Annotated in this window: 13 protein-coding genes; 5 read left to right on the plus strand and 8 right to left on the minus strand. The window is 73.8% G+C overall.

Annotated elements, in window-relative coordinates; genetic code table 11:
* Positions 1-166: 166 nt before the first annotated feature.
* Entirely contained in the window at positions 167-1,246 is a 1,080-nt protein-coding gene (locus ACGFIA_RS07755; protein ID WP_357391262.1) for an IS110 family transposase, read from the plus strand.
* Positions 1,247-1,515: 269 nt separating this feature from the next.
* Here the strand turns inward: ACGFIA_RS07755 and ACGFIA_RS07760 are convergent, their stop codons facing one another.
* On the minus strand, positions 1,516-2,328 hold the full coding sequence (locus ACGFIA_RS07760; protein WP_393259128.1) for a DUF3097 domain-containing protein: 813 nt from the start codon (positions 2,326-2,328) through the stop codon (positions 1,516-1,518).
* Between the two features lie 161 nt (positions 2,329-2,489).
* On the opposite strand from ACGFIA_RS07760, the gene ACGFIA_RS07765 reads away from it, so the two are divergent.
* On the plus strand, positions 2,490-3,284 hold the full coding sequence (locus ACGFIA_RS07765) for a hypothetical protein (RefSeq protein WP_357388020.1): 795 nt from the start codon (positions 2,490-2,492) through the stop codon (positions 3,282-3,284).
* Between the two features lie 26 nt (positions 3,285-3,310).
* Here ACGFIA_RS07765 and ACGFIA_RS07770 read toward each other — a convergent pair whose 3' ends face one another.
* From ACGFIA_RS07770 to ACGFIA_RS07800, 7 genes are all read right to left on the minus strand, one after another.
* Complete coding sequence (locus ACGFIA_RS07770; RefSeq protein WP_091048117.1) at positions 3,311-4,090, minus strand: HAD-IIA family hydrolase; 780 nt, start codon at positions 4,088-4,090, stop codon at positions 3,311-3,313.
* A 33-nt stretch (positions 4,091-4,123) separates the two neighbouring features.
* Positions 4,124-5,155 carry a ferrochelatase gene (locus ACGFIA_RS07775; RefSeq protein ID WP_357388018.1) on the minus strand — a complete coding sequence of 344 codons (1,032 nt, stop codon included), beginning with the start codon at positions 5,153-5,155 and terminating at the stop codon, positions 4,124-4,126.
* A 135-nt stretch (positions 5,156-5,290) separates the two neighbouring features.
* Positions 5,291-6,058: an enoyl-ACP reductase FabI gene (fabI, locus tag ACGFIA_RS07780; protein WP_357388016.1), complete on the minus strand. Its 768-nt coding sequence runs from the start codon at positions 6,056-6,058 to the stop codon at positions 5,291-5,293.
* A gap of 25 nt (positions 6,059-6,083) precedes the next feature.
* Positions 6,084-6,788 carry a beta-ketoacyl-ACP reductase gene (locus tag ACGFIA_RS07785; RefSeq protein ID WP_357388014.1) on the minus strand — a complete coding sequence of 235 codons (705 nt, stop codon included), beginning with the start codon at positions 6,786-6,788 and terminating at the stop codon, positions 6,084-6,086.
* Positions 6,789-7,345: 557 nt separating this feature from the next.
* Positions 7,346-8,296, minus strand: a complete 951-nt coding sequence (locus tag ACGFIA_RS07790) for a VWA domain-containing protein (protein WP_302907890.1) — start codon at positions 8,294-8,296, stop codon at positions 7,346-7,348.
* Positions 8,293-9,240 (minus strand): DUF58 domain-containing protein, encoded by a 948-nt coding sequence (locus tag ACGFIA_RS07795; RefSeq protein ID WP_357388012.1) that lies wholly within the window; start codon positions 9,238-9,240, stop codon positions 8,293-8,295. The genes ACGFIA_RS07790 and ACGFIA_RS07795 overlap by 4 nt, the downstream gene beginning before the upstream one ends.
* Positions 9,219-10,325, minus strand: a complete 1,107-nt coding sequence (locus ACGFIA_RS07800) for a MoxR family ATPase (RefSeq protein WP_357388010.1) — start codon at positions 10,323-10,325, stop codon at positions 9,219-9,221. The genes ACGFIA_RS07795 and ACGFIA_RS07800 overlap by 22 nt, the downstream gene beginning before the upstream one ends.
* A 254-nt stretch (positions 10,326-10,579) precedes the next feature.
* Here ACGFIA_RS07800 and ACGFIA_RS07805 point away from each other — a divergent pair, with 254 nt between their 5' ends.
* From ACGFIA_RS07805 to ACGFIA_RS07815, 3 genes are all read left to right on the plus strand, one after another.
* Positions 10,580-10,789: a hypothetical protein gene (locus ACGFIA_RS07805; RefSeq protein ID WP_357388008.1), complete on the plus strand. Its 210-nt coding sequence runs from the start codon at positions 10,580-10,582 to the stop codon at positions 10,787-10,789.
* A 73-nt stretch (positions 10,790-10,862) separates the two neighbouring features.
* Positions 10,863-11,390: a PH domain-containing protein gene (locus ACGFIA_RS07810; RefSeq protein ID WP_357476998.1), complete on the plus strand. Its 528-nt coding sequence runs from the start codon at positions 10,863-10,865 to the stop codon at positions 11,388-11,390.
* 236 nt (positions 11,391-11,626) lie between these two features.
* Positions 11,627-12,988 (plus strand): PH domain-containing protein, encoded by a 1,362-nt coding sequence (locus tag ACGFIA_RS07815; RefSeq protein ID WP_393259328.1) that lies wholly within the window; start codon positions 11,627-11,629, stop codon positions 12,986-12,988.

Below are 12,988 nucleotides of genomic sequence, written 5' to 3' on the forward strand. Positions count from 1 at the left end.
CGCCCTCACCCACCCGCCCGCGCCGATCTTGCACTTGCGGCCCTCGTTTCGCCCCATATGCCCGATCCGCACGGGCCACAACTGCAAGATCTGCCGCCGTGGTGACTGCTTCCCGAGCCGACGCCAACTGTCCCGGTCGTCGCTGGCTAAGGAGCAACAATCCGAGATGGCAAGGATCGTAGAGCGGGTCGCGGATCGCTGCGACGTGGTGGTGGGGGTGGACACCCACACCGACACGCATACCGCAGCTGTGGTTGACCGGCTCGGTGGGGTGTTGGCGCAGGTCACCGTGTCCACCGACCCGGACGGGTTGAGCCAGCTGTTGGCCTTCGCCGTCGAGCACACTCCCCCGCAGGGGCGCCGGTTGTGGGCGGTGGAAGGCACCCGGGCGCACGGTCAAGGGTTGTGCCGGCTGCTGAGCGCCGCCGACGAGCCCGTCTGCGAGGCGCCCAAACCCGCCGCCGCGGCCCGTCGCCGGGGCGGTAAGTCCGACCGCCTGGACGCGGTCGCCGCCGCTCACGCCGTGCTCGCCCTGCCCGCCGAGCGCATCGCCGTGCCCCGCAGCGACGGACCACGCGAGGCGCTGCGCCTGCTGCTGGTCTGCCGCCGACACCACAGCGACGCCCGCACCGCCGCGATCAACCTGATCAAAGCGCTGATCCTGACCGCCGACGACACCCTGCGCCACACACTGCGCGGACTGTCGACCACCACGCAGGTCGCCCGCCTGGCCGCCCTCGACCTACCCGAAACTACCGACCTGCCCCTCGAAGAACACACCCGCCGCCGCGAGCTGACCACCCTCGCCCGGCAGATCCAGACCCTCGACGCCACCCTCGCCGACAACCACCGCCACCTACGAACCCTCGTCACCCAACTGTGCCCACCCCTACTCGACCAACCCGGCATCGGACCCGTCACCGCCGCGATCGCCCTGACCGCCTGGTCCCACCCCGGCCGCATCCGATCAGAAGCCGCCTACGCCACCCTCGCCGGCGCCGCCCCCATCCCCGTGGCCAGCGGCCGCACCGACCGACACCGCCTCAACCGCGGCGGCGACAGAACCCTCAACAGCGCCCTGCACACCATCGCCCTGACCCGCCGCCGCATCCACCCCGAAACCCGCGACTACATCACCCGACGCCGCGCCGAAGGCCGCACCACCAGAGAAATCACCCGCTGCCTCAAGCGCTACATCGCCCGACAGCTCTACCGCACCATCACCAACCACCACCGAACCACTTGACAACCCCCACTCACAGATCGACGCACACCCCGCCACCCCGCGCCGGTGATCAAGGAGTTCGTGTCGGCGTTGATCTCTGAGACGCCCACAAACTCCTTGATCAACCAGGCGAGAGAGGCGCCCGCGAGGAGGACGGGGGCGGGGCGGGTGGAGTCGGTGCACGACGGGTCCGGGGGCGATCGTGACCGGCGCGGGGATCAAGCCTGACCGCCCGGAGCCGGGCACGGTCGCCCCCGGACCACAACCGCGACCACCCCGGGCGGCACCGATCACCCGGGCTCGGTGACGAAGTCGATCAGGCGCTCCATGGCGTTGATCAGCGGCGTCTCGACGTCGGCGAAACTGTCCACACGGGACAGGATGTGCCGCCACATGTCGGCCGGCCCGGCCACCCCGAGCGCCGCGCAGACGCCCTCCTTCCAGGGCTGCCCCGGTGGCACCACAGGCCACGCGGAGATGCCGAGCGCCGCCGGGCGTACCGCCTGCCACACGTCGACGTACGGGTGCCCGGTGACCAGCACGTGCGGCGAGTTCACCCGCGCCACGATCCGGCTCTCCTTGGAGCCGGGCACGAGGTGGTCGACGAGCACGCCGAGCCGGCGACCCGGGCCGGGCGCGAACGCGCGCACCTCGTCGGCGAGCGCGTCGATGCCGTCCAGCGGCTCCACGACCACGCCTTCGACGCGCAGGTCGTCGCCCCAGATCCGCTCGACCAGCGCGGCGTCGTGCACGCCCTCGACCCAGATCCGGCTGGCCTTGGCGACCTGCGCCCGTACGCCGTCCACAGCGATCGAGCCGGACGCGGTACGGCGTCGCGCGGCGGGCACCGGGGCGCGGGCGGGCCGCCGCAGCGTGACCGGCCTGCCGTCGAGCAGGAACGCGGCGGGCAGCAGCGGGAAGTTGCGCCGCCGCCCGTGCCGGTCCTCCAGCACCACCGCGCCGGAGTCGAAGCCGACCACGGCGCCGCAGAACCCGGAGTCGGCGTCCTCGACCACCAGGTCGGGTTCGGCGTCGACCTCGGGGGTGACCTTCCGTCGCCGCCAGTCGCCGGCTAGCACGTCGCCGTCGTATCGCCCTGCCATGCCGGAAACGCTAACCAGCGTCCCGGAGTGCCGCCCGGCGACGCGCCGACCGCGTGATCATCCGTCGGTACGAAACGGTGCGAAGGGGGTAGTTGGGACCAGGTAGCGCCGCCGGAGCGGCAGCCGAGACAGCAGCGGCGCGGAGCACGTACCCTTTCGGCATGTCCTCCCCCGCAGCGGGCGCGGCCACGCTGGCTCCGCGCCGGTCGAGCCGGTTCGTCGCCTGGGTGCGTGCCTGGCGAGCCGGCCTGGTGCCGTTCGACGAGGTGGCCGACGCCGTGACCGGCGACGAGGAGCACCTCGTCGCCGACGCCCCCGGCACCTGGACCGACGTGTCGCTGCGGGAGGCCCTGCCCAGCCTCGCCAAGCACTCGCCCGACGACATCCGCCTGGTGCTGCCCGCGCCCGGCGACCCGCGCGGCCTGCCCGGCCCGGGTGCGTTCGCCGGGGCGGCGCTGGTGGCGGGCGAGGCGGTGGTGGCGAGCGGGATGGGGCTGGTGCCCGAGGTCCGCACGCACACCTCCGGCTCCGGGATGACCTGGGAGACGGTGCTGTGGCGGGTCCACCCGCTGCCGGTGGACGCGCCGAAGGCGTCGCTCGCCACGCCCGGCGCGGCGGAGGCCGAGGCCGAACTCGCCGCCGTGCTGGCCGAGACCACCGCCACGCTGACCCGGCTGGACGTCGCGCAGTGGCGGCCCGAGCTGGCCGGCGCGCTCGCCGCGCTGCGCCGCCCGGACGGCGGCACCGACCTGCCGCCGGGCTTCGACCCGCGGGCCCGCCGCCTGTTCGCGCGCGCCGCCGTACTCGATCGGGTGCTCGCGCTGGCCGGGGAGAGCGCGCCCGGCGGCGCGGTGAACACCTACGAGGCGCAGCAGCGCGACGCGGCGCTGCGGCCGCTGACCACCGCGTGCCGGCAGGCCCTGGTGGCCGCCTGCAACGCGCCGCTGCGGCTCTAACGCCGGAGCCGCACCAGACCCCCGGCTCAGACCTCGTCGATCAGGTCGGCCACCGAATCGACGATCCGCGACGGACGGTACGGGTACCGCTCCGCCTCGGTCCGGCTGCTGATGCCGGTGAGCACCAGGATCGTCTCCAGCCCGGCTTCCAGCCCGCACAGGATGTCGGTGTCCATCCGGTCGCCGATCATCGCGGTCGACTCGGAGTGCGCGTCGATGGTGTTCAGCGCGGAGCGCATCATCATCGGGTTGGGCTTGCCGACGAAGTACGGGTCGACACCCGTCGCCTTCGAGATCATCGCCGCCACCGAACCGGCCGCCGGCAGCGCGCCCTCCATCGACGGGCCGGTGGCGTCGGGGTTGGTGCAGATGAACCGGGCACCGTCGTTGATCAGCCGGATCGCCTTGGTTATCGCCTCGAAGCTGTAGGTGCGCGTCTCCCCCAGCACCACGTAGTCCGGGGCGAAGTCGCTGAGCACGTAACCCACCGCGTGCAGCGCCGTGGTCAGGCCGGCCTCACCGATGACGTACGCGGTGCCGCCCGGCCGCTGGTCGGCCAGGAACTGGGCGGTGGCCAACGCGGAGGACCAGATCGCCTCCTCCGGCACGTCCAGCCCCATCCGGGCCAGCCGGGCCTGGAGGTCGCGCGGGGTGTAGATGGAGTTGTTCGTCAGCACCAGGAACGGCTTGCCAGAGGCACGCAGCTTCTTGACGAACTCCGGAGCGCCGGGCACCGGCTGCCCCTCGTGCACCAGCACGCCGTCCATGTCGGTGAGCCAGCTCTGCACCGGCTTGCGGTCAAGCATCGTGTCGTCCCCAGGGGTGTCGTCGGGTCGGGCTCAGGGCCTGCGGGCCGGGGGTACGCAACACAACGCCGGGCAGGTGTCCCAGGCGGGCAGCTCGCCGAGGCGGCGGCGCAGCCGCTCGCCGTCCGGGGCGGTGCGCTCCAGCACCAGCTCGCGGACCATCGCCACGAATCGCGGGTCGACCCCGGGGGTGCCGGCGCGGACGAAGTCGAGGCCGAGCTGCTTGGCCGTCTCCAGCGCCTCGGTGTCCAGGTCCCACACCACCTCCAGGTGGTCGGAGACGAAGCCGATCGGGCTGACCACCACGCTCGTCACGCCCTGCTCGGGCAGGGTGGCCAGGTGGTCGTTGACGTCCGGCTCCAGCCACGGCACCTGCGGCGGCCCGGACCGGCTCTGCCAGACCAGGTCGTACGGCAGGTCGGGCGCGGCAGCGGCGTGCACCAGCCGGGCGACCTCCTCCAGCTGGGCGGTGTACCGGCCGCCGTGCGGGCCGGCGGTGGCGGCAGCGGACATCGGGACCGAGTGCGCGGTGAAGACCAGCCGGGTGCTGTCCCGCTTCGCCGGGTCGAGCTGGGCGAGCGCGGCGCGGACCGCGTCGGCGTGCGGCTCGATGAAGCCGGGGTGGTCCCAGAACTGGCGCAGCTTCTCGATCAGCGGGGCGTCCGGGCCGACAGCGGCGCGGGCCGAGGCGATGTCCTCCTGGTATTGCCGGCAGGAGGAGTAGCCGCCGTACGCGCTGGTGACGAACGCCAGCGCCCGGGTGATCCCGTCGTCGCGCATCCGCGCGACGGTGTCGGCGAGCATCGGATCCCAGTTGCGGTTGCCCCAGTAGACCGGCAGGTCGACGCCGTTTGCGGCGAAGTCCTCGCGGATCGCCGCGAGCAGGTCACGGCACTGCTGGTTGATCGGCGACACCCCGCCGAAGTGCAGGTAGTGCTCGGCGACCTCGGCCAGCCGCTCCGGCGGCACGCCCCGCCCCCGGGTCACGTTCTGCAGGAACGGGAGAACGTCCTCGGGCCGCTCCGGGCCGCCGAAGGAGACCAGCACCAACGCGTCGTACGCCATGGGGCCATTCTTCCTCGCCCGCCGTCACGGCGTGGCGACGCCCCCTGGTCGGTGTGGTGACCACCCGGGCGGCGGCGTGTTAAGAAGGGCCCCTTCCGCTGCGCGAGGCGTTAAGAGGGGGCCCTTCCTTACCTCTCAGGCGCCGATGGCGTGGTAGCCGCCGTCGACGTGGACGATCTCGCCGGTGGTGGCCGGGAACCAGTCGGACAGCAGCGCCAGGCAGGCCCGCGCGGCCGGCTCCTGGTCGGTGAGGCTCCAGCCCAGCGGGGCCCGCTCGGTCCAGGCGTCCTCGAACTGGTCGAAGCCGGGGATGGACTTGGCCGCGATGGTGCGCAGCGGGCCGGCCGCGACCAGGTTGCTGCGGATGCCCTGCTTGCCCAGGTGCAGCGCCAGGTAGCGGGAGGCGGACTCCAGCCCGGCCTTGGCGACGCCCATCCAGTCGTAGACCGGCCACGCCTTGGTGGCGTCGAAGGTGAGGCCCACCACGGCGCCACCGGCCGACATCAGCGGCAGCGCGGCCATGGCCAGCGACTTGTACGAGTAGGTGGAGACCTGGAGCGCGGTGGCCACGTCCGCCCAGGGGGCGTCGAGGAAACCGCCGCCGAGGCAGCTCTGCGGCGCGAATCCGATCGAGTGGACCACCCCGTCCAGGCCGTCGACGTGCTCGCGTACCTTGTCGGCCAGCCCGGCCAGGTGTTCCTCGTTCGTCACGTCCAGCTCGATCACGGGCGCCGGCTCGGGCAGCCGCCTGGCGATCCGCTCCACCAGGGAGAGCCGGCCGTAACCGGTGAGCACGACCTGGGCGCCGTTCTCCTGGGCGAGCTTCGCCACCGAGAAGGCGATCGACGCGTCGGTGATGACGCCGGTGACAAGCAGCCGCTTACCGGCGAGAAGTCCGGACATTGCGTGTCTCCTCCGTGTGCTTCGCTCAGTGACCCATGCCGAGGCCGCCGTCGACCGGGATGACGGCGCCGGTGACGTATCCGGCCGCGTCCGAGGCGAGCCAGGTGACGACACCGGCTACCTCGTCCGGGGTGGCCATCCGGCCGGCCGGGATCGACTTGCGGATCTCCGCCTTGCGCTCCTCGGGCAGGCCCGCCGTCATGTCGGTGTCGATGAAGCCGGGCGCCACCACGTTCGCGGTGATGTTGCGGGCGCCCAGCTCGCGGGTGATCGAGCGGGCCACGCCGACCAGGCCGGCCTTGCTGGCCGCGTAGTTGACCTGGCCCGCGCCGCCGGAGAGGCCGACCACCGAGGAGATGAAGATCATGCGGCCCCAGCGGCCGCGGAGCATCTTCGTCGAGGCCCGCTTGGCGACCCGGAACGAGCCGGTCAGGTTGGTGTCGAGGACGCGGGCGAACTGCTCCTCGGACATCCGCATGATCAGCGTGTCGTCGGTGATGCCGGCGTTCGCGACGAGCACCTCCACCGGGCCGAGTTCCGCCTCGATCGCGGTGAACGCGGCGTCGACCGACTCGGCGTCGGTCACGTCGCACCGCACGCCGAACAGGCCCTCGAGGGCTTCGCCGCTCCGGTACGTCACCGCCACCCGGTCGCCCTGCTTGGCGAACGCCTGCGCGATGGCCAGGCCGATCCCCCGGTTGCCGCCGGTCACCAGCACGGTTCGGGCCACGGATCCCCCTCTGCTCAGTGATCTCTCGGTCGGTCGGAGCCTAGGGGTTACCGACAGGTAAGCGCTAACCCGCGCAGGTCACAGCGCCGCTCCAACCGGGGTCCGCGGGACCGGCGGCCGCGCGCGCGACACCCACACCCCCGGGTGTACGATGATCGCGTTCGCGGGCCGGTCTGCGCCCGCGCCGGGCCCCGCCGACCGCAGGAGGTGATCGCTGTGCGAGATAGCGATCCTCCCAGTCGTGGCCGGGCCCACCGTCAGCCCCGCTGAGCCACGGCTCTGCCGACGCGGCTGACCCGCTTCCCGCCCTCCGCACCGCATTCGCTCTCCGGCGACCACGCCGGGGTGTGGCCTGCCGCGCGGCGGAGCACCCGGTCACGACTTCGTGCGCGTACGCCCCGACCCCCAACGGCCCGCACCGGGCCGCCCGTCGCCACGGAGCACACCCATGAGCCGTTACGTCGCCCCGCTGGGCTTCACCCTCGCCGCCGTCTGGGTGGCCGTCCTGTTCGTGCTGGTCGGCGGCGGTCACTGACCGCCGCCGGCCGGTTCCCGGCTCAGACCAGCCGGGACGTCCAGAGCAGACTCAGCCCGCCCGCGCACAGGGCCAGCAGCAGCGCGATCCCCGCGTACCACTGGGTGATCTCACGCGGCTCGGTGCGGTAGCCGATCGAGCTGCCCATGTCCTGGTAGACCTGCTTCAGCTCGCTGGCCGAAGCCGCCTCGTAGAAGAAGCCCTGCGTGGTCTCCGCGAGCTGGGACAGCGCGGTGCGGTCCACCGGCACCCGCTGGAGCTGCCCGCCGATGTCGACCTGCCCGGAGTCGGTGCCGAACGCGATGGTGGACACCGGCACGTTCGCCGCCTGCGCCGCCGCCGCGGCCTCCTCCACCGACCGGCCCGACGTGCGGTAGCCGTCGGAGAGCAGCACGATCCGGGCCGGCGGGATGCCGGCGGCGCCGTCGGCCGGCACCGAGCGGATCGCCTCCAGGCAGGTGAAGACCGCCTCGCCGGTGGCGGTTGCCTCGGCCAGCACCAGCCCGTCGATGGCGGTGGTGACGGCGGCCCGGTCCTTCGTCGGTGGCACCAGCACGTTCGCCGACTTCGCGAACGAGACGAGCCCCAGGTTGTAGCTCTGCGGCAGCTCGCCGACGAACTGCTTGGCCGCCTCCTGCGCCGCCTCCAGGCGGTTCGGTGACACGTCGTCGGCCTGCATCGACAGCGACACGTCGATGGCGAGCATCACGGTGGCCCGCTCCAGCGGCTCCCGGGTGTCGATCGCCGGACGGGCCAGCCCGGTCGCCAGCACCAGCAGGCAGAGCAGGAACGCGGTGGCCGCCACGTGCCGCCGCCAGCCCAGTCCCTTGGGCGCGACGGTACGCAGCAGGTCGACGTTTGTGAACCGCAGGGCGTACTGCCGGCGGTGCAGTTGCCGCCAGACGTACGCGGCGGCGAGGGCGAGCACCGGCAGCACGGCGAGCAGCCACCACGGTTGCAGAAAACGGATCATCGAGTCGTCCCTCTGGTGCGGGCGTGCCGCTGCGCGGCGACGAAACGCACCATGTCCAGCAGCCAGTCTCGGTCGGTACGCAGGCGCAGGTGGGCCGCGCCCGCGGCACGCAGTTCGGCGGCGATCGCCCCGCGCTGGGCGGCCGCCGCCTCGGCGTACCGGCGGCGCAGGCCCGGGTCGGCGGTCTGCACCTCGTGCAGCTCCCCGCTCTCCGGGTCGACCACCGGCAGCACCCCCACGTCGGGCAGTTCCAGTTCCCGCGGATCGACCACCTCGACGGCCAGCACGTCGTGGCGGACCCGCAGCTTACGCAGCGGACGGCCCCACTGCTGCGGCGGCGCGAGGAAGTCGGAGATCACCACCGCGACGCCGCGCCGCCGGGGCGGCCGGTTGAGCATGTCGACGAGCGCGCCGAGGTCGCTGCGGCCGGGCCGGATCTCGGCTCCGGCGACCGCCCGCAGCAGCCCCTGGGCCTCCTTGCGGCCGGAGCGGGCGGGCAGCCGCAGCATCGTGCCCGGCCCGCCGGTGCCGACCACCGCCCCGATCCGGTTGCCGCCCCGCACGGTGAGGTGGGCCAGCGCGGCGACGGCGGCCACCGCCACGTCCCGCTTGAGCCACCGTCCGCTGCCGAAGTCCAGGCTGGCCGACATGTCCACCGCCAGCCACGTCTCCAGCTCGCGGTCGGCCACCGTACGCCGAACGTGCGGCATGGTGGTGCGGGCGGTGACCGGCCAGTCCATCCGGCGCACGTCGTCGCCGGGCCGGTACTCCCGGGACTCCCCCGCCTCGCTGCCCGGTCCGGGCAGCAGCCCGGCGTAGTCGCCCTGGAGCAGGCCGTCCAGCTTGCGGGTCACCATGAGCTGGAGCCGGGCCAGCACGGCCCCCGAGCGGTCGCCGGCGGCGCTCAGCGGGGTGGGCGAGGTCACGGCCGCTGCCCGGGCCACCCGTTGTGCGGCACGGCCGGCGGCGGTGGTGTGGCCTGCTGGCGGGGCGCGACGGCGGGCAGCGGGATGGTCGACATCACCCGGTGCACGATGTGGTCGGCCGGCACGTCGTCGGCGAGCGCGTCGTAGCTGAGCACCAGCCGGTGGCGCAGGATGTCCGGCGCGATGTCCTGCACGTCCTGCGGCAACGCGTAGTCCCGGCCGCGCAGCAGCGCCAGCGCGCGGGTGGCCCGGACCAGGCCGAGCGAGGCGCGCGGGCTGGCGCCGTACTGGATGAGCTGGGCCACGTCGGGCATGCCGTGCTCGGCCGGCGCCCGGGTGGCGAGCACCAGCCGCACCGCGTAGTCGACCAGCGCGTTGTGCACGAACACCTGGTCGGCCTTGTGCTGGAGGGCGACCAGGTCCGGGGTGTCGAACACCCGGGCCGGCTCGGGCGGCGTCACGCCCATCCGGTAGACGATCTCGCGCTCCTCGGCATCGGTCGGGTAGCCCACGACGATCTTCATGAGGAACCGGTCCCGCTGTGCCTCCGGCAGCGGGTAGACACCCTCCTGCTCGATCGGGTTCTGGGTGGCCATGACCAGGAACGGGTCCGGCACCCGGTGGCTCTCGCCGCCGATGGAGACCTGCCGCTCGCTCATCACCTCCAGCAGCGCCGACTGCACCTTGGCCGGCGCGCGGTTGATCTCGTCGGCGAGCAGGAAGTTGACGAAGACCGGGCCCAGCTCGACGTCGAACTTCTCGCTGGACTGCCGGTAGATCCGGGTGCCCATGATGTCGGCGGGCACCAGGTCGGGGGTGAACTGGACCCGGGCGAACGAGCCGCCGACGACCCGCGCCAGGGTCTCCACGGCGAGTGTCTTCGCCACCCCCGGCACGCCCTCCAGCAGGCAGTGGCCCCGCGCCAGCAGCGCGACGAACATCCGCTCGACCATCCGGTCCTGGCCGACGATCACCCGCTTGGTCTCGAACAGGGCCCGCTCCAGCAGCGTGGCGTCCTGGGCCGGGGTGGTGCCCGCCGGGGGCGGCGCGTCCGGCGCCGCCTCGGTCGGGTTCGGCACGTCGGGTGTGGTCGGCTGGGCCACCGGTCCTCCACAGCAGGGTCGTCGTCGCGGCGTGGTGCGTACCAAGACTGTCATGCCTCCCTGAGAGCCGAGGGTGGGAGAGGCACGATTTTCGCCGCGCCGTCCGGCCACGCCGTCCCGGCGTGCGGAAAACGCTGAACACGGGTGGACAACGAGGGGTCCGCAGTGTGTACGATTCACCCCGTCGCCGGGCGGCTCCCCCCGTGGCCGCCCGGCGCTAAAACTCCCGGCGTGCGGCCTCTAGACTCGCCCCGGTGACGACTCCCACCAGCCCGGACGAAACGCTGATCTGCTCGGCGCGGGGATGTCGCGCACCCGCCGCGTACCAGCTCCGCTGGCACAACCCCCGCCTGCACGCGCCGGACCGGCGCAAGACGTGGCTGGCCTGCCCGGAGCACCGGGGGTCCCTCGGCGACTTCCTCGACGCACGCGGCTTCCTCCGCGAGGTGGTCCCGCTGCCCTGATCGCCTACGCTCGAAGCGTGAGCGAGCAGATGATCCGAGCCCGTACCGGCGGCGAACACGGCAGGTCTCCCCGATGAGCGGTGACGGTCCCGCCGGCCCGCCGCCCGCCTCGCGCAGCGCGCTGGAGCCCTGGCCGGACACGGTCCGCTGGCAGCCGATCTCCCGCGACCTGATCTGGGTGGAGCTGATCCGGCTCGGCATCGGGCTGGCGGTGACGCTCGTGGTGCTCGGCGCCGCCTGGGCGCTGGCCGGGCACTGGCTGCTCGGCGCCGCCGTGGGCGGAGCGCTGCTGCTGGGCGTCTGGCGGTCCGTCACCATCGTGCGCGCGGTCCGCGCCTGGGGGTACGCCGAGCGCGACGACGATCTGCTCGTGCGGCACGGCCTGCTGGTGCGGCGGCTGTCCATCGTGCCGTACTCCCGGATGCAGTTCGTCGATGTGAGCGCCGGTCCGCTGGAGCGCGCCTTCGACCTCGCCACAGTGCAATTGCATACGGCGGCGGCCGCGAGCGACGCCCGGGTGCCCGGTCTGCGCCCGGCCGAGGCGTCCCGGCTGCGCGACCGGCTGACCGCGCTGGGCGAGGACCGGGCGGAGGGCCTGTGAGCGACCGGAGCGAGCCCGGCGCCCCGCCGCCCCCCGACGGCCGGTCCGAGCCGACGCCCGGCCCGCCCGCGCCGGGCCACGGTCCGCCCGCCGCGCCGCCCGCCCCTGGGCCGCCCGGATACGGACCGCCGCAGCCCGGCTACGGGCCACCACCCGGCTACGGGCCGCCCGGCTCGGCGGCACCCGGTCACGGGCCGTCGCCCGGCCCCGATCCGGCGGCGCCCGGGCCGTGGCCCGTGCCACTGCCGCCGTACCCGGGACTGTGGGGTCCGGCCGCCGGACCTGTCGGTGGCGAGGAGCCCCGGCAGCGGCTGCATCCGCTCAGCCCGGCGCTGCACGGCGCGAAGTCGCTTGTCGTGGTGATCGCCGGGCTCTCCTGGTCGACGCTGTCGCGGGTCGGGTTCGGCTGGTTCGCGGTGCTGGTCACGGTCTTCGTCCTCGGCGCCACGGTGCTGTCCGTGGTGAGCTGGTGGAACACCGGCTACCACCTGGTGGGCCGCGAACTGCGGGTCCACGAAGGGCTGCTGTGGCGGCGTACCCGGGCCATCCCGCTGGAGCGGTTGCAGGCGGTGGAGGTGGTCCGGCCCCTGCTGGCCCAGCTCACCGGCCTGGCCGAGCTGCGGCTGGAGGTGGTCGGCGGGGGCAAGACCGAGGCGCCGCTGGCCTACCTCAGCGTGGCCGAGGCCACCGCGCTGCGGCAGCGGCTGCTCGCGGTCGCCGGTCGCTCAGGTCCGGCGCCCGCACCGGCTGCCGAACCCGGCCTCCCGGCCGTGCCCGCGCCGGAGGGGCGCCGGCTGCACACCGTCCGCAACCAGGACCTGCTGGTCAGCCAGCTGCTCACGCCGCAGGCGTTCCTGCTGCCGCTGGGCCTGGTCTTCGTCGGCGCGCAGTTCCTCTCCGAGGACTCGTGGTCGTTCATCGCGGTGGCGAGCACGCTCACCGCGATGGCCGGCGTGGTGCTGCAACCGATCCGCCGGGTGCTCGACGACTGGAGCTTCCGGCTCGACCGGGACGACGGCACGCTGCGCGTGCACAACGGGCTGCTGGAGACGCGGGTGCAGACCGTGCCGCTGCACCGGGTGCAGACCGTACGGGCGACCTGGCCGCTGCTCTGGCGGATGAAGGGATGGCTGCGGCTGCGGCTGGAGGTGGCCGGTTACTCGGCCGGTGAGCCGGACGACCGCAACCGCCCGGACCGCCTGCTGCCGGTCGGCGACGCGGACACCGGCGCGCGGGTCGTGGCGGAGGTGCTGCCCGGCGTCCGGCTGGACGCGCTGCCCGCCACGCCGCCGCCGGCACGGGCCCGGTGGCTGCGCCCGCTGAGCCGCAAGGTGGTCGGCGCCGGCCTCGACGATCGGGTGTTCGTGGCCCGCTCCGGGCTGCTGACCCGCCGGTTGACGCTGGTGCCGTACGCCCGGATCCAGAGCGTGCGCGTCACCCGGGGTCCGGTGCAGCGGCTGCTGCGGCTGGCCACGGTGCACGCGGACACCGCCGGTGGGGCCGGGGCCGCGGCCGTCGACAGGGACCTGGCCGACGCGTGGGCGCTGGCCGCGGAGCTGACCGAGCGCTCGCGGGCCGCCCGCCGTACCGACCGCTGA

Source organism: Micromonospora sp. NPDC049203, from assembly GCF_043197215.1.
Classification (GTDB): domain Bacteria; phylum Actinomycetota; class Actinomycetes; order Mycobacteriales; family Micromonosporaceae; genus Micromonospora.